This is a genomic window from Catellatospora chokoriensis (genome assembly GCF_011297315.1).
In the GTDB taxonomy this organism is placed as follows: domain Bacteria; phylum Actinomycetota; class Actinomycetes; order Mycobacteriales; family Micromonosporaceae; genus Catellatospora; species Catellatospora citrea.
The window spans coordinates 140,119-160,085 of record NZ_JAAOTI010000022.1; the positions used below are offsets into that span (position 1 = coordinate 140,119).

The 19,967-nt window shown below is 72.1% G+C and carries 18 protein-coding genes and 1 pseudogene; 11 read left to right on the top strand and 8 right to left on the bottom strand.

Annotated features, from left to right (window positions below; genetic code table 11):
- Positions 1 to 68: 68 nt before the first annotated feature.
- The 3 genes from HAV39_RS29030 (at position 69) to HAV39_RS29040 (ending at position 3,041) form a co-directional block, all read left to right on the top strand.
- Complete coding sequence (locus HAV39_RS29030; protein ID WP_239120152.1) at positions 69 to 776, top strand: endonuclease/exonuclease/phosphatase family protein; 708 nt, start codon at positions 69 to 71, stop codon at positions 774 to 776.
- A gap of 73 nt (positions 777 to 849) precedes the next feature.
- Positions 850 to 2,262, top strand: a complete 1,413-nt coding sequence (locus HAV39_RS29035; RefSeq protein ID WP_191842360.1) for a flavin-containing monooxygenase — start codon at positions 850 to 852, stop codon at positions 2,260 to 2,262.
- Positions 2,263 to 2,267: 5 nt separating this feature from the next.
- Entirely contained in the window at positions 2,268 to 3,041 is a 774-nt protein-coding gene (locus HAV39_RS29040) for an alpha/beta hydrolase (RefSeq protein ID WP_191842388.1), read from the top strand.
- A gap of 122 nt (positions 3,042 to 3,163) precedes the next feature.
- On the opposite strand, the gene HAV39_RS29045 is transcribed toward HAV39_RS29040, so the two are convergent.
- Positions 3,164 to 3,736, bottom strand: a complete 573-nt coding sequence (locus tag HAV39_RS29045) for a hypothetical protein (protein ID WP_191842361.1) — start codon at positions 3,734 to 3,736, stop codon at positions 3,164 to 3,166.
- 195 nt (positions 3,737 to 3,931) lie between these two features.
- Between HAV39_RS29045 and HAV39_RS29050 the strand changes: the two genes are divergently transcribed.
- Positions 3,932 to 4,615 carry a lysophospholipid acyltransferase family protein gene (locus HAV39_RS29050; RefSeq protein WP_191842389.1) on the top strand — a complete coding sequence of 228 codons (684 nt, stop codon included), beginning with the start codon at positions 3,932 to 3,934 and terminating at the stop codon, positions 4,613 to 4,615.
- 6 nt (positions 4,616 to 4,621) lie between these two features.
- Here the strand turns inward: HAV39_RS29050 and HAV39_RS29055 are convergent, their stop codons facing one another.
- Positions 4,622 to 5,128 carry a GNAT family N-acetyltransferase gene (locus tag HAV39_RS29055; RefSeq protein WP_191842362.1) on the bottom strand — a complete coding sequence of 169 codons (507 nt, stop codon included), beginning with the start codon at positions 5,126 to 5,128 and terminating at the stop codon, positions 4,622 to 4,624.
- 23 nt (positions 5,129 to 5,151) lie between these two features.
- The gene (locus HAV39_RS29060; RefSeq protein ID WP_191842363.1) at positions 5,152 to 8,535 is read right to left on the bottom strand and encodes an AAA family ATPase; all 3,384 of its coding nucleotides are present in this window, start codon (positions 8,533 to 8,535) and stop codon (positions 5,152 to 5,154) included.
- A 256-nt stretch (positions 8,536 to 8,791) separates the two neighbouring features.
- Here HAV39_RS29060 and HAV39_RS29065 point away from each other — a divergent pair, with 256 nt between their 5' ends.
- The gene (locus HAV39_RS29065) at positions 8,792 to 9,097 is read left to right on the top strand and encodes a hypothetical protein (protein WP_191842364.1); all 306 of its coding nucleotides are present in this window, start codon (positions 8,792 to 8,794) and stop codon (positions 9,095 to 9,097) included.
- Positions 9,098 to 9,202: 105 nt separating this feature from the next.
- On the opposite strand, the gene HAV39_RS29070 is transcribed toward HAV39_RS29065, so the two are convergent.
- A complete protein-coding gene (locus tag HAV39_RS29070) occupies positions 9,203 to 10,864 on the bottom strand; it encodes a cellulose binding domain-containing protein (RefSeq protein WP_191842365.1) in 1,662 nt (553 codons plus the stop codon).
- Positions 10,865 to 11,136: 272 nt separating this feature from the next.
- Positions 11,137 to 11,829, bottom strand: a pseudogene (locus HAV39_RS29075) (Crp/Fnr family transcriptional regulator).
- Positions 11,830 to 12,029: 200 nt separating this feature from the next.
- On the opposite strand from HAV39_RS29075, the gene HAV39_RS29080 reads away from it, so the two are divergent.
- The gene (locus HAV39_RS29080; RefSeq protein WP_191842366.1) at positions 12,030 to 12,911 is read left to right on the top strand and encodes a phosphotransferase enzyme family protein; all 882 of its coding nucleotides are present in this window, start codon (positions 12,030 to 12,032) and stop codon (positions 12,909 to 12,911) included.
- 50 nt (positions 12,912 to 12,961) lie between these two features.
- Here HAV39_RS29080 and HAV39_RS29085 read toward each other — a convergent pair whose 3' ends face one another.
- On the bottom strand, positions 12,962 to 13,786 hold the full coding sequence (locus HAV39_RS29085; RefSeq protein WP_191842367.1) for a DUF1028 domain-containing protein: 825 nt from the start codon (positions 13,784 to 13,786) through the stop codon (positions 12,962 to 12,964).
- Between the two features lie 63 nt (positions 13,787 to 13,849).
- Here HAV39_RS29085 and HAV39_RS29090 point away from each other — a divergent pair, with 63 nt between their 5' ends.
- The 4 genes from HAV39_RS29090 (at position 13,850) to HAV39_RS29105 (ending at position 17,104) form a co-directional block, all read left to right on the top strand.
- A complete protein-coding gene (locus HAV39_RS29090) occupies positions 13,850 to 14,386 on the top strand; it encodes a polyadenylate-specific 3'-exoribonuclease AS (protein ID WP_120316158.1) in 537 nt (178 codons plus the stop codon).
- Between the two features lie 264 nt (positions 14,387 to 14,650).
- On the top strand, positions 14,651 to 15,676 hold the full coding sequence (locus HAV39_RS29095) for a 6-phosphofructokinase (protein WP_120316157.1): 1,026 nt from the start codon (positions 14,651 to 14,653) through the stop codon (positions 15,674 to 15,676).
- A gap of 108 nt (positions 15,677 to 15,784) precedes the next feature.
- Positions 15,785 to 16,591, top strand: coding sequence for a pyrroline-5-carboxylate reductase (proC, locus tag HAV39_RS29100; protein ID WP_191842368.1), 807 nt, complete (start codon positions 15,785 to 15,787; stop codon positions 16,589 to 16,591).
- A 150-nt stretch (positions 16,592 to 16,741) separates the two neighbouring features.
- Complete coding sequence (locus HAV39_RS29105) at positions 16,742 to 17,104, top strand: hypothetical protein (RefSeq protein ID WP_120316155.1); 363 nt, start codon at positions 16,742 to 16,744, stop codon at positions 17,102 to 17,104.
- Here HAV39_RS29105 and HAV39_RS29110 read toward each other — a convergent pair.
- Positions 17,059 to 17,559 carry a hypothetical protein gene (locus HAV39_RS29110; RefSeq protein WP_191842369.1) on the bottom strand — a complete coding sequence of 167 codons (501 nt, stop codon included), beginning with the start codon at positions 17,557 to 17,559 and terminating at the stop codon, positions 17,059 to 17,061. The two genes, HAV39_RS29105 and HAV39_RS29110, sit on opposite strands and share 46 nt — an antisense overlap.
- Positions 17,560 to 17,746: 187 nt before the next feature.
- On the opposite strand from HAV39_RS29110, the gene HAV39_RS29115 reads away from it, so the two are divergent.
- Complete coding sequence (locus tag HAV39_RS29115; RefSeq protein WP_191842370.1) at positions 17,747 to 19,174, top strand: class II 3-deoxy-7-phosphoheptulonate synthase; 1,428 nt, start codon at positions 17,747 to 17,749, stop codon at positions 19,172 to 19,174.
- A gap of 143 nt (positions 19,175 to 19,317) precedes the next feature.
- Here HAV39_RS29115 and HAV39_RS29120 read toward each other — a convergent pair whose 3' ends face one another.
- Positions 19,318 to 19,893 (bottom strand): hypothetical protein, encoded by a 576-nt coding sequence (locus HAV39_RS29120; protein ID WP_191842371.1) that lies wholly within the window; start codon positions 19,891 to 19,893, stop codon positions 19,318 to 19,320.
- Between the last annotated feature and the right edge of the window lie 74 nt (positions 19,894 to 19,967).

Consider the following 19,967-nt stretch of genomic DNA (forward strand, 5'->3'; position numbering starts at 1 on the left):
CGCCCCGGCGGGCGGGGACGATCACGGTGCCGGGGTGGCGACACGCCGTCCAGCACGTCCATAAGTTCATGATCAGCGGGCGGGGGTGGGGCATGCTGGGCGGCATGTCGGTGCGGGTGGTGTCGTACAACGTGCATTCGTTGCGGGACGACCTTTCCGCGCTGTCCGCGGTGGTGCGGGGGCTGGCGCCGGATGTGCTGATCGTGCAGGAGGCGCCTCGGCGGTGGCGGTGGCGGACCAAGTGCGCGGATCTGGCGGCGTCGTTCGGGATGTTCATGGCCGCGGGGGGCATGCCCAGCCTGGGTAATGTGATCATGACCAGCCTGCGGGTGCGGGTGCTGGACCAGTGGTGCATGCGCTATCCGCTGACGCCGGGCCGGCACATGCGGGGGGCGTGTTTCGCGCGGCTGGAGGTGCCGGGGCGGGCACCGTTCGTGGTGGTCGGGTCGCACCTGTCGACCGACGACGCGGAGCGCCCCGCCCAGGCGGCGCTGCTCAAGCCCGCGCTCGCGCTCGACGACCCGGTCGTCGTGGGGCTGGACCTCAACGAGTGCCCGGACGGCAGCTCCTGGCAGCTGCTCACCGACCGGCTGGCCGACGCCGCGGCGCTGGCCGACCGCGAGGACCGCCACACCTTCCCGACCCCGAACCCGACCCGCCGGATCGACGCGATCCTCCTGGACCCACGCCTGGAGCTGGGCAGATACCGGGTGGTCACGTCGGACGAGGCAGACCGGGCCAGCGACCACTACCCCTTGGTCGTGGACCTCGTCTAGGAATCCGCGCTTTACAACCTCTGCCGCAAACGGGAAAGATGCTCTGCGTCTTACCTAGTCGTGGAGGTCGTGGGTGACGTATTCGGCCGGTTACGGCGATCCCGAGTCGGGTGGTCCCGCGACGGCGTGGCGTGACGGCTGGCCGGTCTACGACCGCAGCGGCACGGTCTGCGTCATCGGCGCGGGCCCCAGCGGGTTGACCGCGATGAAGAACCTCAAGGAGCACGGGTTCGGCGTCGACTGCTACGAGCGCGACACCAGCGTCGGCGGGGCCTGGAACTGGCGGCACGACCGCAGCCCGGTGTACGCGAGCACGCACCTGATCTCCTCGAAGCCGTTCAGCCAGTTCCCGGACTTCCCGATGCCGGACAGCTGGCCGGACTACCCCAAGCACACCCAGGTGCTGGAGTACCTGGAGCACTACGCCGACCACTTCGACCTCAGGCCGCACATCTGGTTCGGCACCGAGGTCGTCAAGGTCGAGCCGGCCGAGGGCGAGCGCTGGGACGTGACCACGCGCAGCACGGGCGGCTACGGCGGCGAGCGCATCCACCGGTACGCGGCGGTGGTCATCGCCAACGGCCACAACTGGTCCCCGAAGCGCCCGGAGTACGAGGGCCTGGAGGACTTCAAGGGCGAGGTCATCCACGCCGCGCAGTTCAAGGACGCCGCGCAGCTGCGCAACAAGAAGGTCCTGGTGATCGGGGCGGGCAACACCGGCTGCGACATCGCGGTGGAGGCGGCCCAGCAGGCCGCGCGCTGCTGGCACTCGACCCGCCGGGGCTACTGGTACACCCCCAAGTACACCCTGGGCCGCCCGGCCGACCAGGTGAACGACCTGATGCTGTGGCTGAGGCTGCCGCTGCGGGCCCGCCAGTTCCTGGCCCACCGCACGCTGAAGTCGACGGTGGGCGACCTGACCCGGTTCGGCCTGCCCCAGCCCGACCACAAGATCTACGAGACGCACACCATCGTCAACAGCCAGCTGGTCTACTACCTGGGCCACGGCGCGGTCTCACCCGTGCCGGACGTGGCGCGCTTCCACCGCAACAGCGTGGAGCTCAAGGGCGGCGAGGTGATCGAACCGGACCTGGTCGTGCTGGCCACCGGCTACCACCCGTCGTTCGAGTTCATCGACGGCAGCCTGCTCGGCGTCGACGCGTCGGGCCGCCCGCGGCTGGCCATGCACGCCTTCCCCAAGCGCCAGCCGACGCTGGCGGTGGCCGGGCTGCTGCAGCCGGACTCCGGGCTGTTCCCGCTGGTGCACTGGCAGATGGTGGCGTTCGCCCGGATGCTGCGGGTGCGCGAGGCGGCCCCGGCGAAGGCGGTCGCGGTGCAGCGCAAGCTGGAGGCGGAGCTGGACCGGCGGTGGACCACCGCGAAGGTGAAGGACTCCACCCGGCACTGGTTCGAGATCAGCCACACGACGTATCTCAAGGCCATCCAGCGCCTGCTCGACGAACTCGGCCTGGAGGGGGCGAAGTGAAGGTCATGCGCGCCCGCGAGTGGGCGTTCCCGATCGCTTCGGTGCGCCGTGAGGTGCGCCGCGCCACCCCCGAGGTGGACGAGGGCAGGCCGCCGGTGCTGTTCGTGCCCGGGTTCGGCCACGGCGCGTGGGTGTTCGCCGAGCACTGGCTGGAGCACACCGCCGACCGCGGCTTCCCGGCGTACGCGGTGAGCCTGCGCGGGCACGGCGACAGCGCGAAGGCGCCGAAGGCGACGCTGCGGGCGTACGCCCACGATGTGGCCCAGGTCGCCGCCTCCCTGCCGCGCCGCGCGGTGATCGTGGGGCACGGGGCCGGCGCCCTGGTGACCGCGCACGCGCTGGCGCGTTACCCGGCCCGCGCGGCGGTGCTGCTGTCGCCGGTCTTCGGCGGGACGGGCACCGCCCTGCGCAACCCGATGCTCAGCCTGCCGGCGCTGTTCGGCGGCGGCCTGCGGCTGCCCGCCGGGCAGCTGTTCAGCCGGGAACTGCCGAGCAACGCCGCCCGCGGGTACGCCGCCCGCCTGGGCCGGGCCTCGACCCGGGCGCAGTGGCAGCTGCTGCGCGGCCGCACCCCGCAGCCGCCGGTCGGCGACCCGCCGGTGCTGGTGGTGGGCAGCCCCGACGACCGCATCGTGTCCGACACCGCGCTGCGCCGGGTGGCCCGCGGCTACGGCGGCGCGCCGCTGCTGTTCCCGGGCATGGGCCACGACCTGATGCTGGACACCCGCTGGCGGGAGCCGATCGACGCGATCCTGGACTGGCTGGAGAAGTCGGCCTGAGCAGGCGAGCCCGCTGCGCGGGCTCGCCTGCTCAGACAGGAGCCCGTCGGAGCGGCCGCTCGGTGTACAGACGTAGCGCAGCGCAGGCTGGACGACCGATCAAGGCCGCGGAGCGGGCTCCGCTAGACAACAGCGCCGTCGTCGGGGGGCAGTTCGTCGTCCTCGTCGCCGGGGCGCAGCCGCATGATCAGCGCGGTGGCCCCGCCGAGGATGCAGACCAGGGCGAACAACATGCTCACCCGATCGTTGAAGGGCAGCAGCCGGGTGTCGAAGAACAGCACGAACCCGAAGACGATCGACAGCACGGCGACGATCGCGGCGAACGGCACCCGCGGCAGCGGCGGGGGCGGCGGCGGCACGAACTCGTCCGGAGTGTCGTCGGGCAGCCCGCTGCCGAACGAGTCGAGCGAGTCGAGCAGCGACGGGTCGCCGGGGGAGACCCCTCGCGGGTCGCCGGTCAGCGCGGGGCGGTTGAGGATCGGGCCGCCGGCGGGCCACACCGGGCCGGCGGGCGCGGGCGGGCCGGCTGGCGGCTCCTCGCCGGCGGGCCAGGTCCGGGTGGTCAGGGGCGTGTCGAAACCGGCGACGATGCGAGCGAACTCGGCATCCACCTGTTCGGGCGTCGCCTCGTTGCCGGACGGCCCGGGACGCGCGGGTTCGGCCGGCGTGCGGTCCGGATCGTCCGTGGCTGGCACCTGGCACACTCCTTGGCGGGATAGGGGCTCGTCGTGGGGCCGGTGGGCATCGCTTCAAATCCTGACACGTGACACCCGTGTTCCGGCAGTAGGCTCTGCGATGCATGCCACAAACTCGGTATGTCCCGGCCGGCCCCTCCGAGCCGGATCGTCAAGCGCCACACCACGTTCGCCGATCGACTTGGACGGGACTCAGTGCTCTACTGGCTGCTGAAATACATCTTCCTCGGCCCCCTGCTGCGGTTGATCTTCAGGCCGCAGGTCGAGGGTCTCGAAAACGTGCCGGACCGGGGCCCGGCGATCCTCGCCAGCAACCATCTCTCGTTCTCCGACTCCATCTTCATGCCCCTGGTGGTCAAGCGGAAGGTCACATTCGTGGCCAAAGCGGAATACTTCACCGGCAAGGGTCTCAAGGGCCGGCTGACGAAGATGTTCTTCGTGGGCACCGGCACCATCCCGGTGGACCGCTCCGGCGGCCGCGCCGCGCAGGCCGCCCTGGACACCCAGTTGCGGGTGCTGCGCGCGGGCGGGCTGGCCGGCATCTACCCCGAGGGCACCCGCTCGCCGGACGGGCGGCTGTTCCGGGGCAAGACCGGGGTGGCCCGGCTGGCGCTGGAGAGCGGGGCGCCGGTGGTGCCTGTGGCGATGCTCAACTCCGACGTGGTGCAGCCCACCGGCAAGCTCATCCCCAAGGTGATGCGGGTGCGCATCCGCTTCGGGACGCCGCTGGACTTCTCCCGCTACGCGGGCATGGCCGGGGACCGGTTCGTCGAGCGGGCGATCACCGACGAGATCATGTACGAGGTGATGGAGCTCTCCGGCCGCGAATACGTCGACACGTACGCCGTGAAGATCAAGAACGTCGCGGCGGCGGTCTGAGCGGGGTCAGCACGTCGGCACCCAGTACCGCAGCCGGCTGCCCTCGGTCTGCCAGAGCAGGCCGCCCGCCTTCTCGACGACGCGGCGGGACGGGGTGTTGGCGGCGTCGACGGTGAGCAGCGCGCACTCGATGCCGAGCCCGGCCGCCACCGGCAGCGCCGCGGCCAGCATCGCGCCGCCGTGCCCCTGCCCCCGGGCCGACGGCCGCAGGTCGTAGCCGATGTGGCCGCCCGCGCGGCGCAGGTCGTCGGTCAGCCGGTGCCTGATGCGGATCTCGCCCAGGAAACACGCGCCCTCGACCCACCAGAGCGTGGTCTGCGGCACGTCCGCGCGCCGCCGCCGGGCCGACCACTCGGTGGCGTCCAGCGCCAGCTGCTCCAGGTGGGCGTCGAACCCGCCGGCCAGCACCGCGTCGTAGCTGGGCTTGCGGTGGCTGCCCGCGGCCTGGTACTCGGTGATCGCGGTGAGGTACGAGTCGCGGACGCGGGGGGTGGGCGGCACGAGTTCGGGCACCGGCCCATCCAAACAGAGATCCGTCAGCTCAGCAGACCCGTCGCCCGGTTGCGGGCGGCGAACTCGCGCAGCTCGGTCAGGCCGTCCTCGCCGAGCGTGCCCGCCCGGGCGGCCCAGGCCAGCGAGAGCATCCGGTTGCTGGCGTCGCCGATGCGGGCGAAGTGCCCGGCCGCCTCGACGTGCTCGCCCGCGACGGTGGCCAGCGCCGCCCGGACCCACGGCGTACGCCGCGGCGAGCGCGCCAGCATCGTCCGCACCCGTTCCCGCTCGGCGGGCCCGAGCAGCGCCGCCGCATGCCCGGCCGCCGCCACCCACTCGCCGAACGGCAGCATCACCCGGGCCTGCCAGTCCCGCTCCAGCTCACCGAGCAGCGCGGCGGCCTCCTCGGCGCGGCCCTGCAGCGCCCGGCACAGCGCGGCGGGCGCCGCGGCGCCCCGCAGCACGCGGTGGAAGCCGCTGCGGCGGGCGAAGTAGAGCATCTTCTCGATGGCGTCGTCGTCGGGCTCCTCGCCGCGCAGCACCCCGATCCAGGACGAGGTGAGCACGGACATGGCGTCCCACTCCGCCGCGTTGGAGCGCATCGTCTCGCCGATGGCCCGCATCTGGGTGTCCCAGTCCCCGGCGAAGAAGGCGTCGGCCGCCTCGCGGTGGAAATTGGTGGCCAGGCTCAGCCCGCCCGCGATGTCCACCGTGCGCTGCTCGGTGAGCAGCCGGTGGTGGCGGGCCAGATCGCCCTCCTCCAGGCAGGCCCAGGCGAAGTTCTGCACCGCCCGGCGGCGGCTGGTCAGCCGGTGCTCGCGGCAGTGCTCGGTGAGCAGCTCCAGCTCGCTGAACCCGGTCGGGTCGCCCGCGATGTAACGCGCCGTGGCGGAGGTGATGCGGGCGTTGGCGTGCACCTCGGCCAGGCCCAGCCGGTCGGCGATGTCGGCGGCCGCTTCGGCGGCGGCGATCGCCGGCTCGGTCTCGTAGTTCATCATGTGCACCCGGGCCAGCTCCAGCAGCGCCTCGGCCTTCTCCAAGGTCTCCGGCAGCTCCTCGTAGCGCTCGACCGCCGCGTCCAGGTGGGCCAGCGTCGCGGCGCGGTCCGCGCGGCTCCACGCGATCGTGCCGAGCAGCGTCAGCGCGCGGGCGGCGCCGGCCCGCTCGCCGAGCCGGTCCAGCTCCTCGGCCAGCTCGGCCAGCCGCTGCGGGCCGCCGCCGTCGGCGAACGACTCCCCGGACCGGAACAGCGACAGCTCGGCGGCGAACAGGTCCAGCAGCGGGTCGTGCGCCAGCTTCAGGCTGAGCGCGCGGTCCAGCAGCGTCGCCGCGGCGTCCAGGGCGTGCAGGGCGTACGCGCGCCGGGCCGCCCGGTGCAGCGCGGCCCGCGCCGCCGGGGCGTACGGCTCGGAGTCCATGCCCAGCGTCCGGGCGATCTCGTGGGCGGCCCAGCGGTGGTTGGCCAGCACCTCGGCGAGGTCGGTCGCCCGGTTGTCGGTGATCTGCTCCAGCCAGTCGGCGGTGCGCTGGTGCCGGGAGACCCGCTCGGTGCGCGGCAGCCGCTGGTAGCAGACGTCACGGACCAGGACATGGCGGAAGGCGTACTCCGGCTCGCCGGCCATCGCCGAGGTCGGGTGCTCCGCGACCAGGTCCCGCTGCTGCAGCCGCTGCAACGACCGGGCCACCACGTCGACGGGCAGGCCCAGCGCCCCGGCCACCGCGCCCGGCCAGAACTGGGTGCCCACCACCGCAGCGGCCTGCAGCACCGAGCGGTCGGTCGAGTCCAGCAGGTCGAGCCGGTTGGCGATGACCGCCTGCACCGTCTGCGGCATCGGGGTGGCATCGCCGTCGGCCAGCGCCCAGTTGCCGCCGACCGGCCGCAGCTCGCCCCGCTCGACCAGCATGCGCACGAACTCGTGGGCGTAGAGCGGGTTGCCGCCGGCGAGCTCCACCAGTGGGGCGACCCCGGTGGCGGGGAAGACGGCCTGGCCGAACATCAGCCGGTACATGGCGGCGATGTGCTCGTCGTGCATCGGGCCCAGCGACACCGAGACGGTGCCGGTGACCGCGCTGGTCCAGCCCGGCTGGCGCTCGCGCAGCTCGGGCCGGGCGGTGGCCACGACCAGCAGCGGCACGCCGGGGCCGATGCTGCCGAGCATCTCGACGAAGCGCAGCATGGCCTCGTCGGCCCAGTGCATGTCCTCGAAGACCAGCACGGTCGGGTTGGCCGTGGTCATGGCCAGCAGGAAGCGCCGCCACGCCGACTCGGTCTCGCCCGGGGTCAGGCCCGCGCCGGGCAGGCCGACCAGCGGGCCGAGCGCGTCGCCGAGCCGGGCCGCCTCCAGCTCGCCGCACATGGCTCGCAGCGCGCTCTCCAGCCGGTTGCGGGCGGTCGCCTCGTCGTCGGTGTCGAGGATGCCGACCTGCGCTTTCACGATCTCCGCCAGCGCCGCGTAGGTCACGTTCTCGCCGAACGGCGGGCAGTGCCCGACCCGCCAGCAGATCGTGGTCTCCGGGATGCGCTCGGCGTGGCGGGCCAGCTCGCGCAGCAGCCGGCTCTTGCCGATGCCGGCCGGCCCGAACACGGTGACCAGCTGTGGGCTGCGGTCGCGGATGGTGCGGTGCAGCGCCGTGACGAGCAGGCCACGCTCGTGGTCGCGGTTGACCATCGGGGTGGACTCGTCCCGGTCGCGCCGCTGCAGCCGCGCGGACACCGCCAGGAAGACCCGGCTCGTGGCGCTGCGGCCCTTGAGCGTCCTGGGCGGCAGCTCGTCGTACTCGATGTCGTCGGCGCTGGCCCGGGCGGTCTCGGCGCACACGAACACCGCGTGCGGCGGGGCGGCGGCCTGCAGCCGGGCTGCGGTGTTGACGACGTCGCCGGCCACGATGGCCTGGCCGCCGTCGCGGGCGGCGCCCACGTCGACCAGCGCCTCCCCGGTCGCGACTCCGGCCCGGAAGGTGGCCGCGTGGGCCAGCGGCCCACGGCTCAGCACCCGCTGCGCCTCCAGCCCGGCCCGCACCGCGCGCAGCGCGTCGGTCTCGGTGGCGACCGGCGCGCCGAAGATGGCCATCACCGCGTCGCCGATGTACTTCTCCACCACGCCGCCGAACTGGCGGACCACCTGGCGCACCGCGCTGAAGTACTCCTGCTGCAGGGTGCGCACCTGCTCCGGGTCGGTCTGCTCGGCGTACGTCGTGAAGCCGACCATGTCGACGAACAGCACGCTGACCTGTCGCCGGTCCTCCCGTGCGGGCGGGCCCTGCGCCGCGGCCAGCGGGTTGCCGCAGCCGGTGCAGAAGAGGTCGCCGAAGGCCACCGTACGTCCGCAGTGGACGCAAGGTGGCGTGAGGTTAGCCCCGCAGCCGCCGCAGAACCTGTCGTCCGGGCCGGCCGCGCGGGAGCAGTGCGCGCAGGTTGGGGTCTTCACGTCTCCGCCAGGTCGCCGGAGGTCCAGTATGGCTTGACCACCCGGGTCGATTCCTTACCGCTGTAGCTAACGCGACAAGGGGTCCGCGCCAACACCGCCGCGCGGCTACAGTTTCGTGCACTGACAGACCGCGGCCTGCGCGCCGGGGTCTCGTGTGGCGCTGATGGCGTTATCGGGGGTCCCGCCGAGGCGGGCCGCCGGTGCGCGCCGCCAGCGGACGCTAACCAATCGATGGTCGTACGTGGGAGGCCGAACGATGTTGGTGCGACTGGCGCTCGCCTGGACCGATCCCTTCGGGATCGCGCACGGCGTGGGCGAGCTTGTGGACATCGACGCGGTCACCCTCGCGGAGCTCGAAGAGCAGGGAGTGGTGGAGAACATGACCGAAATCCAGCCGACACCCGACCAGCCGCAGAAGGCGTGGGTCGGCCCCGGTGCCCCGCCGGCCGGTGACAAGGCATGGGTGGGCCCCGGTGCGCCGCCGACCGGTGACAAGGCGTGGGTGGGCCCTGGCGCGCCGCCCGCGGACGACCCGGACGCGGAGACCGACGAGCAGCCGTGACCGCCTGACGGCGGCGTCACCGCACCGCCGTTGCACATCATGACCAGGCGCACGGCGTGACGCAGGGGGCGGGCCGGGCGACCGGCCCGCCCCCTGCCGGTCATTTCAGGCGGTGGTGCAGGCCACCCCGTTGAGCTTCACGTTGCTCGGGGCGGTGGACGGCCCGGAGCCGGTGAAGCTGACCGTCCAGCTCTGCGCCGGGGCCAGATTCGGGGCCCAGCCGGGGGCGGTGACCGTCACCGTGCCTCCGCTGCTGGTGAACGTGCCGTTCCAGCCGTTGACGATCACCTGGCCGCTGCCGAGGGTGAAGGTCAGCACCCAGTTGGTGAAGGTGGTGCTGCCGGTGTTGGTGAGCACCAGTGAGGCGTTGTAGCCGTTGGGCCACGAGTTGTCGATCCGGTACACCGCCCGGCAGCTCGTCCCGGTGCCCGGACTGGCTGACGCGCTGGGGCTGGGCGGCGTGCTCGGCGACGGGCTCGCGCTGCGGCTCGGGCTCGGGCTGGGGCTCGCGCTGGCCGAGGGGGACGGCGACGGGCTCGCCGAGCGGGACGGGCTGACGCTCGGCGACGGGTCGACGACCCCGCTCCTGGCCTTCATGTTCGCCGAGTGCTGCCGGAACACGGTGTGCTCGGGGCAGCCCTGGCCGGAGTCGAACCCGCCGCAGTTGCTGTTCGCGGGGAACCACCAGAACGCGTCGCCGTCGCCGCCGGAGGCCTCCATCTCGGCGTACATCTCGGACCACCAGGTGGTCTTGTCGTCGTGCACGTTCCACTCGCCGAGGAAGAACGGCTTGCCGACGACGGTGTGCGCGTCGCTGATCCAGCGCCGCAGCAGGGCGCGGGCGGAGGCGAAGTTCAGGCCCGCCCAGCCCTCGGTGGGGTACATGTGCCCCGAGGTGAAATCGATGTACGGCGAGGACTGGATGTAGGTCCACGGGCCGCCGGAGTCGCCGCCGTAGCCGTACTTCGTCTCCTGGCCCTCCTGGCCGGTGCCCAGCAGGTGGTTCGGATCCAGGCTCTTGACCAGCGCGCCCATCTCGTCGACCCAGGCCCGCAGGGTGGTGCCGGTGATGTTCTCGTCGGGGGTGGCGTCGGGGTAGCGGGGCTCGTTCATGAGTTCCCAGGCCAGGATGGTGGGGTCGTTCTTCCAGGCCACGCCGGTGAACGAGTTCGTCCTGGTCAGAGCCTTGGTCACGTAGTTGCGGTACTGCGTGAAGCAGCCCGGGCAGGCGGTCTTGTTGAAGAAGCGCCAGCGGTTGGCGTATCCGGTGGGCAGGCCCTCCCAGGACAGGCGCTTGTCGATGCCGCCGTACGCCTCCCAGAAGTTCTCGAACACGGGGACGAGCCGGATGTTGTGGTCCCGGGCGGACTTCATGACGTAGTCGAAGAGGATGAACGCCTCCTCGGTGTAGACGCCCTCCGCCGCCTCGAAGCCCATCCAGTCCTCGTGGCTGAACATCCACAGCCGCAGCACCGACACGTTGTCGCTCTGCAGCCGGGTCATGTGCGCATCGATCTTGGCCTTGTCCACGTACTGCTCGCCGGGCAGCCAGTCGTAGCCGAAGGTGAACACGTCGTAGGTGTTGGCGCCGGCGAAGTAGTAGGGCTTGCCGTCCAGGCAGAAGCGGATGCCGCAGCGGGTGACGAAGCTGTCGCGCGGGTCGGCCGCCTGGGCGGCGGGGGAGCCGACGAACGGCAGGGCCAGGGCCAGCGTGGCCGTGACCGCTGCCAGCGCGGCCAGCAGGGCACGCCGTGGGGAGCGGGACATGGGGTCTCCTCGGGAACGCGGCCGCTCTCAGCGATGCGGGCACATCGCGGGCGATGGGAACGACCGTCAATGGAAGCGCTCCCATATTAGGGCCGGGCGCGCGTCAGGTAAAGCGGTTCAGTAGAGGCCGCACCTGTTGCGCCGCAACGGCGGCCGTACCCTGCTTGAACCGCTTTTGCGACGCCGGCCGCCGTCATGGCGGCACCCCGGCGTGAACGGATCAAGGCTCCGTCCCGGTGCGGGGCGGAGCCTTGATCCGTGGTGCTGCGGCGTCAGCGGTCCTGCATGCCGGCGCGGCGGCGCAGCGCGGGGACGTCCATCACCACGATGCGGCGGCCCTAGGTGCGCAGCCATCCCCGGCTGGCGAAGGAGCCGATCGCCTGGTTGACGCTCTGCCGCGAGCCGCCAGCCATCTCCGCCAACTGGCTCTGGTTCAGTTCGATCGTGATCATCGGAGCCTGGCTCTCCCCGGCCAGCCGCACCAGCGTCTTGGCGACGCGGCCGGGCAGGTCGAGGAAGACGTGGTCGGCGTTCTGCTCGGTCAGCCGGCGGATCAGCGCGCCCAGCGAGCGCATGACCGCGTCGAGGATGCGCGGGTTCGAGTGCACCAGCTCCATGAACGCGCCGCGCGACAGCGCCAGCGCGGTGCAGTCCTCCAGTGCCTCGGCCGAGAGCGAGCGGGCCGCACCGTCCAGAAGGGACACCTCGCCGAGCACGTCCGGCGGGCGCATCACGGACAGCACCGCGCGCTCGCCGGTCGGGGAGGTGCGGAAGACCGCCACCGATCCGCGCTTGAGCACGATGAGGGACTCGCCGGGGTCGTTCTCGACGAACAGCAGCTGCCCCTTGCGGAAGGTGCGCGGCACCGCCGCGGCGATCACCCGCTGCCGTACCTCAGGCTCCAGACCAGCGAACATGTCGACCCCGGTGAGCGCGTCCGCAGCTTCCGGAATGCGAATCTCCACCGCCTACCCCTTCCGTGTTCCCACCCCCACCGGCATCCACGGTCGTGGCGGCCGGTGCAACCCTGGACAGATCATCGCGTGCGTGAGCCGCCACGTCCACTCCGTGCGTCGCCATCGGCACCTGTCCATTGCCGGATCTACCGCAACGCAGACACCCGCGACGGATACGACAGCGTGCTGCCACATGTGATAATCCGCCCGTGCTGGCTGACGATACGATCCGCACGACACTTCGGACGGCATGGCACCTTCAGCCGGACGGCTGCACTCCGCTGGACGGTGAGCCGACGACATCGACCAGGTCGGTTGCCGCAGGTGACCAGCGGTACCTGGCAGTCCTGGTCGCGGGCGTGGAGCGCCCCCGATTCGAGGCGGGGCTGGCCGCTGCCGAACATCTCGCCCGGCAGGGTCTGGACACGGGCGCCCCGGTGCGCGCCGCGGACGGCGCGCTGTGCGTGCCCGCCGACGAGCACGTGCTCGCGCTGCTGGAGTTCGTGCCCGGCCGCCCGCTCGACGGCGCGGACCCGGTCGACCAGCAGTGGTGGGGCGACCGGCTCGGGGCGGCGCACCGCGGGCTCGCCGGGTTCCGGCACCCCGGCCTGCCCGCCTGGCATCCGCTGCGACCGGACGCGCCGTATCTGTCCGTCGCGGGCTGGCTGCGGCCGGCGATCGCGGGCGCGGTAACCGCGCTGACGAAGCTGCAGGTCACCGACCGGCTCACGGTCGGCCCGCTGCACGGCGACCCCCGCCCGGAGGCGTTCCGGCTGGACCCCGCGACCGGCCGTATCGGGCTGGTCAGCTGGGGTCGCGCGCGGTTCGGCCCGCTGATGTACGACGTGGCCTCGGCCGTGCGGCATGCCGGCGGCCCGGCGCGGGCTCGGGAACTGCTCTCGGCGTACGAGGACAGCGGCCCGGTGCCGGTCGCGGAGATCGAGGGCAGCCTCGACACCCTGCTGCGCTTCCGCTGGGCGATGGAGGCCGACGCCTGCGCCCGACGCCTGGCCGACGCCGCGCCCGACGCCCCCGTCGACCGCTGGCGCACCGCCCTGGACCAGGCCCGCATCGCCCTGCTCGACGACTGAGCGTGAGGAAGGGCGCCTTCCACAACGTATGGCGATGTGCAGGTGCGCCTTCAGGCGCGGAGGTGGGTGAGGACCAGGGGGTCGATGTGGCCGGGGACCATGCGCTCCTCGAGGTTCTCGATGCCGGCCCAGTCGGACAGGGCCGCGTCGAGATCGGACTGCGCGTGGCCGCGGGCGGCGAGCAGGGCGCGGACCTCGTCGGCGACGGCGTCGCGCAGGGGCAGCAGGGTGGCCGGGTCGGGCTTGTCGAACAGCAGCGTGTGGATGTCGAGCAGGCGGGCCAGCTCGGCGCACGGGTCGGGGTGGTCGTCCACACGCAGGTCCACCACGACGTCACTGGTGCCGCCGTAGCCCTGGCCGGGGGCGACGACGAGCAGCGCCGCGCTCTGCCGCCCGCGCTTGTCGCCGCCCGCCCCGTCGCCCGCACGCAGCGCCGCGAGCAGCCGCCGCGCCAGCGCCGCCGACGGTGCCGAGGACAGCCAGGCGGTCTCCATCGCGGCGACCACCTCGGGTCCGGCGAGGATGTTGCCCTGGATCGCGTACCCGTCGCCGGTGCGGCCGCCCGCCCAGCCGTGGCAGTCCGCGCCGGTGAACGTCGCGCCGTCGCCGGTGCGGCCCACGACGCCGAGCTGGCGGGATTCGCGGCCCGGGTCGGCGGCGGTGAGCCCGGCCACCACGTCGCCGGCCGCGGTGCCGGTGCGCAGCAGCGCCAGTCCCTGCGGCCGGTAGGCCAGGTTGGCGTAGGACTGCGTGGCCAGTGCGCCGACGGCGGCCTCGGCGGCGGGCACCGCCGCCCCGACGGCCAGGAACTTGCTGGCTACGGCGACCCCGTGTGCGACCCCGTCGGCCGAACGCGCGACGATCGAGAACGTCATGGCGTCAGGGTAGGGGTCCGCGACGCCGGGCGTACAGCAGAGATCCTCACGACAGGGGAAACCGTGGCCTACCGCTATTTCTACGACTGCGAGTTCATCGAGGACGGAGTCACCATCGACCTGGTCTCGATCGGCGTGGTCGACGAGTTCGGGCGGGAGTTCTACGCCGTCTCCACCGAGTTCGACCCGTCCCGGGCCATTCCTTGGGTGCGCGACAACGTGCTCAACCTGCTGCCGTCCCCGGCGGACAAGGCGTGGCGCTCGCGCGAGCGCATCCGCACCGAGCTGCTGGAGTTCCTCACCGAGCCGCTGCAGGGCCGCCCGCAGGAGACGATCGAGCTGTGGGCCTGGTACGGCGCGTACGACCACGTGTGCCTGGCGCAGCTGTGGGGGGCGATGGTGACGCTGCCCCGGGCCATCCCGCGCTTCACCAAGGAGCTGCGCCAGCTGTGGGACGACAAGGGGCGCCCGACGCTGCCCGAGGCGGCGACGGCCCGGCACGACGCGCTCGTCGACGCCCGGCACAACCTGGCCCGCTTCCGGGCGATGACGGCGCGTAAGCGCAAGGACGCCAAGCCGCCCGCGGTGGACGCCGGGTGAATGCCCGGTGACAGGCCGGGACGGCACGGCCCGGGCTGCCGCGCGCGTGTCACGCACGGGTAACCTTGCCATGACGACACTGTTGCGCTCGCCTGGTGAACGGCTTGCGGCCCCGACATCCGGACAGCGGCGGGGCGTGCTGGCCTAAGCCCGGTGATCCCAGTACAGTGCGCATTTGCGGCCCGCCCCGGCCGGCAACGTAGCCGTGATCACTCGTCTCCCGGGGCCCGGCAACTGACTACCCGTAATCGGGAGGACGAGAAAATGCGTATCGGCGTACTCACCGGCGGCGGCGACTGCCCCGGTCTCAACGCGGTCATCCGCGCCGTGGTCCGCAAGGGCGTGGGCACCTACGGGCACGAGTTCGTCGGGTTCCGCGACGGCTGGAAGGGACCGCTGGAGGGCATCACCCGCCCGCTGGGCATCCCTGAGGTCCGCGGCATCCTGCCGCGCGGCGGCACGATCCTGGGCTCGTCCCGCACCAACCCCTTCAAGATCGAAGGCGGCGTGGAGCGGATCAAGCAGAACCTGGCCGACATGGGCGTGGACGCGCTCGTGGCGATCGGCGGCGAGGACACCCTCGGGGTGGCCACCAAGCTGACCGAGCTGGGCGTGAACGTCGTCGGCGTGCCGAAGACGATCGACAACGACCTGGGTGCGACCGACTTCACGTTCGGTTTCGACACCGCGGTCAACATCGCCATGGAGGCGATCGACCGGCTGCACACCACGGCCGAGTCGCACCACCGCACCGTGGTCGTCGAGGTCATGGGCCGCCACGCGGGCTGGATCGCGCTGCACGCGGGCCTGGCCGGCGGCGCGAACGTGATCCTGCTCCCCGAGCAGAAGTTCGACCTGGACAAGGTCGTCGAGCACGTGGAGACCCGGTTCAAGACCAACTACTCGCCGATCATCGTGATCTCCGAGGGCGCCATGCCGACCGACGGTGACATGATCACCCTCAACGGCGAGCTGGACGCGTTCGGCCACGTGCGCCTCGGCGGCATCGGCAACTGGCTGGCCGACCAGCTGGAGAAGCGCACCGGCAAGGAGGCGCGCGCGGTCGTGCTGGGCCACACCCAGCGCGGTGGCACGCCCACCGCCTTCGACCGGGTGCTGGCCACCCGCTTCGGCCTGCACGCGATCGACGCCGTCCACGAGGGCGACTTCGGCAAGATGGTGGCCCTGCGCAGCACCGAGATCGTCCGCGTCCCCCTCGCCGACGCGACCCGCGAGCTCAAGACCGTCCCCCCGCACCGCTACGCCGAGGCCGAAGCCTTCTTCGGCTGACCCGGTCAACCCCACGGCGGGTTGATCATGAACTTATGGACGTGTTCGACGGTGTGTCGGCACCCCTAACTTCATGATCAACCCGCTCTGCTCATGGAGGGAGCGCGGATGTACACCGTTGCCGTGATCGGGGCGGGGAAGATCGGTGAGGTGCTGCTGTCGGGGCTGGTGAAGGCCGGGTGGCCGGTGGACCAGATCGTCGCGACGGCGCGGCGGGAGGAGCGGGCCGAGCAGCTGCGCAACCGGTACGGCATCAGGGTGCTGGACAACGCCGAGGCGGTGGCCGCCGCCGACGTGGTGGCGATCGCGGTCAAGCCGCAGGACGCCGGGGCGCTGATGGCCGAGCTGGGGCCGCAGATACCGGCCGGCAAGCTGGTCGTCTCACTGTGTGCCGGTCTGCCGACCGGGTTCTTCAGCAAGTGGCTGGCCGAGGGCACGCCCGTGGTGCGGGTCATGACGAACACCCCCGCCCTGGTCGACGAGGCGATGACGGCGATCTCGGCCGGGCCGCACGCCACGGCGCACCACCTGGGTATCGCCGAGGAGCTGTTCTCGCCGCTGGGCCGCACCATCCGGGTCCCGGAGAGCCAGCAGGACGCGGTCACCGCGCTGTCGGGCTCCGGCCCCGCGTACTTCTACTTCCTGGTCGAGGCGATGACCGACGCGGGCATCCTGCTCGGGCTGCCGCGCCAGGTGGCGCACGACCTCATCGTGCAGACCGCGATCGGCTCGGCCATCATGCTGCGCGACTCCGGGGAGCACCCGGTGAAGCTGCGCGAGGCGGTGACCTCGCCCGCGGGCACCACCATCTCGGCCATCCGCGAGCTGGAGAACCACGGCGTGCGCGCCGCGTTCCTGGCCGCGCTGGAGGCCGCCCGCGACCGGGCCAAGGAGATCGCCGACCAGGCGTCCTGACCAGGTTCACGTGATCGGAGTACCCCCGCAGGATCATTCACGCCTGCGGGGGTTCCTGCTGTTCGGACCGTCGCTTTAGGCTCGGAGCAGGGAGTTTGAGCCGAACCCCCGGCCCGCTCCGCCACCGGAGCCGCACGCAAGGAGACGGCCATGCGACGTGCCGCCACAGTCATCGGGACCACCCTCGCCGCCCTCATGATCTCCGCCCCGGCCTATGCGTACGCACACGACAAGGTCACCAACCCCGTGCTGCACGCGATCCTCGACGTGCTCACCCTCGCGGTCGTCACCGCTCCGGTGTGGACGGCCTTCGCCTGGTCCCGCGGCCGCCGCTCGGCAGCGCTGATGCTGCTGATCGGTCTGGTGCAGATCCCGGCGGGCGTGCTGGCGTTCGTGCCCATCCCCGACCCCGTGCTGCACTCGATGGCCCTGGTCACCAGCCTCGCCATCACGGTCACCTCGATCGTCTACGTAAGGCGTGAGGTCGCCGTCGCGGTCGAAGCGGCCGGCTGAGAGACCCGCTGCCGGGGCGACCCGGCAGACGGTGCGAACCCGCTGTCGGCTGTGTGCGACGAGTCGCGGACGGCCGGCGGCGGTACCGCGCAACCGCCCGATCCGGAGCTGCTGCCGGGTCGGGCGGTGGTGCGCAGGGCCACCCGCTCCCCGTCCAGGTCCAGTTCCAGCTGCTCGCCGCTGCGCCGCACGCGCGGGCAGCCTGGGTGCGGCGGGCCCCAGCCCCCGTCGGTGCGCCGGTAGGCCGTCCACCGGCAGTGCTCCTCCCCGACGTACCCCCAGGCCATGAAGAGCTCGATGCCCAGGTAGCGGTAGAGCCCCACCGTGGCGGTGCGCCCGTCCTCGGGCCGGCGGAAGAACTCACCGGTCAGCCCCGGCACGACGTGCCCTTCGAGGTCGATGTCGGACACGATCCGGTGCGGCGCGTACTCCGCCAGCCGCGGCAAGGCGGTCATGCCTTCTCCTCGCAGCGCTCGTCGTCGCCATGACGCGTCTTCGACGTGTTTCGCCCGCGGTGCTCGCTCATACTCGATCAACGAGGCCGCGCCCTGGTGGCGACACGTTCGCGCAGGGTGATCTCAGCGTGCGGAATGCGCCACGTCGGCTGCGGTGGGCAGCGGGCACGGCCTTACCCTTGAGGCCATGCGCCACGAATGGCATGAGCTCAGGCACCCCGGTCTCGAACTGGGCGACAACCGGCAGCCCGGCGAGTCCGGCGTCACCATCGGCCGGCCCACCAGCCTCGCCACGGCGGAGGACCTCGGTCTGGACCACTGGCGCACCCTGCCGCGGGCGCAGATGCCGCCGTGGGAGGACTACGACGAGGTCGAGCAGGTGTGCCGGGTGCTGGACTCGGTGCCCTCGATCGTCGCGCCCTACGAGGTGGACCAGCTGCGCCAGCGGCTCGCGCAGGTCTGCGAGGGCAAGGCGTTCCTGCTGCAGGGCGGCGACTGCGCCGAGACGTTCGCCGACAACACCGAGAGCCACCTGCTGGCCAACGCCCGCACCCTGCTCCAGATGGCGGTGGTGCTGACGTACGGCGCGAGCATGCCCGTGGTCAAGGTGGCCCGGGTGGCCGGGCAGTACACCAAGCCGCGCTCGCAGGCGCTGGACTCCCTCGGCCTGCCCGCCTACCGCGGCGACATGATCAACTCGCTGGAGCCGACGCCGCAGGCCCGGGTCGCCGACCCGCAGCGCATGATCCGGGCGTACGCCAACGCGGCCGCCGCGATGAACATGCTGCGCGCGTACCTGGGCGGTGGCCTGGGCGACCTGCACGCCGTGCACGACTGGAACCGTGACTTCGTGCGCACCTCCGCCTTCGGGGAGCGCTACGAGGCCATCGCCCGCGAGATCGACCGGGCGCTCGCGTTCATCCGCGCCTGTGGCATGACCGACGAGGAGGCCCTGCGCACGGTCACCCTCTACGCCTCGCACGAGGCGCTGGCGCTGGAGTACGACCGGGCGCTGACCCGCATCGCCGACGGCCAGGCGTACGGGCTGTCCGGCCACTTCCTCTGGGTCGGCGAGCGCACCCGCGACCTCGACGGCGCGCACCTGGACTTCATCTCCCGCATCGCCAACCCGATCGGCGTGAAACTCGGCCCGACCACCACGCCCGAGTACGCGCTGCGCCTGTGCGAGATGCTCAACCCGGACAACATCCCCGGCAAGCTCACCCTGATCAGCCGGATGGGCAACCACCAGGTCCGGGACAGCCTGCCCCGGCTGGTCGAGACGGTGCGCGACAACGGCGCGAAGGTCGTCTGGCAGTGCGACCCGATGCACGGCAACACCCACGAGTCGTCCAACGGGTACAAGACCCGCCACTTCGACCGGATCGTCGACGAGGTGCTGGGCTACTTCGAGGTGCACAAGATGCTGGGCACCCACCCGGGCGGCATCCACATCGAGCTGACCGGCGAGGACGTCACCGAGTGCCTGGGCGGCGCGCAGGCCCTGGTCGACTCCGACCTGCCCGGCCGGTACGAGACCGCCTGCGACCCCCGCCTGAACACCCAGCAGTCCCTGGAACTGGCCTTCCTGGTCGCGGAGATGCTGCGCGGCTGACCCCCTGGGCGCGAGAGACTGCCGCGCCTTCCGGTTCATGGTCGCCGTTTCCGGTCATGATCTGTGCTCAGACCGCAGATCATGACCGGAAATGACGATCACCGGGCGTCAGCCTCCCGGTCCGTCCGGGGCCGCGTCCTCGTTCAGGTCGAGGCGTGGCATCCAGGTGCCTCGATGAAGAACGTCTCCGGCAGCAGCACCTCCGAGCTGCGTGCCGTTCCGAGCACGGAGAAGCGCACAGGCATGGTCCACCACCACCGGCGGCTGGAGCAGGGCCAGTCGGCTTGGCTGTCGCTGAATTGGTGGAGCCGCAGCGTGGCGAGGATGAGCAGTTCCTGTCCGGGGGCGAGGTCGACCGGTTGGAAGGGCGCTGCACCGGCCTGATCGCAGCAGCCGGCAGGCGTGCCCGGCAGTATGGCGAGCCGATCGACCAGCAGTTGCCCGTTGTCGCCGACTTCCTCGACACGCACCGGGACCGGGCCGGGATTGCGGACGGAGAAGTAGAGGTCGTAGGTCCGGCCGACCTCGAACCGGTAGAGGATGCCGCTGCGGTGAGGCTGCTGGAACGGCCTCGAATCCGTGCCGCCACCGCCGAACGAGCCCCCCTCCAGCTCATAGGTGCGCGCGAGGACCTGCCATGAGACCAGAACCAGCAGGGCCACCGCCAGGAGCCCGCGAACGAGCAGGGCGGATCTCTTCCCCGCGGCGAACTCGGTCATGGCGCGCAGCGTAGTGACGAGTGATGCTGTGCGCTGCCCCCTGCATGGTCGCCACCGCCGATGCGGTAGGAACG

Bases quoted from the DNA above. Each gene is read 5' to 3' on its own strand.
- HAV39_RS29030 (WP_239120152.1), top strand. From the start codon at position 69: ATGATCAGCGGGCGGGGGTGGGGCATGCTGGGCGGCATGTCGGTGCGG.
- HAV39_RS29040 (WP_191842388.1), top strand. From the start codon at position 2,268: ATGCGCGCCCGCGAGTGGGCGTTCCCGATCGCTTCGGTGCGCCGTGAG.
- HAV39_RS29065 (WP_191842364.1), top strand. From the start codon at position 8,792: ATGTTGGTGCGACTGGCGCTCGCCTGGACCGATCCCTTCGGGATCGCG.
- HAV39_RS29070 (WP_191842365.1), bottom strand. From the start codon at position 10,864: ATGTCCCGCTCCCCACGGCGTGCCCTGCTGGCCGCGCTGGCAGCGGTC.
- HAV39_RS29085 (WP_191842367.1), bottom strand. From the start codon at position 13,786: ATGACGTTCTCGATCGTCGCGCGTTCGGCCGACGGGGTCGCACACGGG.
- HAV39_RS29095 (WP_120316157.1), top strand. From the start codon at position 14,651: ATGCGTATCGGCGTACTCACCGGCGGCGGCGACTGCCCCGGTCTCAAC.
- proC (WP_191842368.1), top strand. From the start codon at position 15,785: ATGTACACCGTTGCCGTGATCGGGGCGGGGAAGATCGGTGAGGTGCTG.
- HAV39_RS29105 (WP_120316155.1), top strand. From the start codon at position 16,742: ATGCGACGTGCCGCCACAGTCATCGGGACCACCCTCGCCGCCCTCATG.
- HAV39_RS29110 (WP_191842369.1), bottom strand. From the start codon at position 17,559: ATGACCGCCTTGCCGCGGCTGGCGGAGTACGCGCCGCACCGGATCGTG.
- HAV39_RS29115 (WP_191842370.1), top strand. From the start codon at position 17,747: ATGCGCCACGAATGGCATGAGCTCAGGCACCCCGGTCTCGAACTGGGC.
- HAV39_RS29120 (WP_191842371.1), bottom strand. From the start codon at position 19,893: ATGACCGAGTTCGCCGCGGGGAAGAGATCCGCCCTGCTCGTTCGCGGG.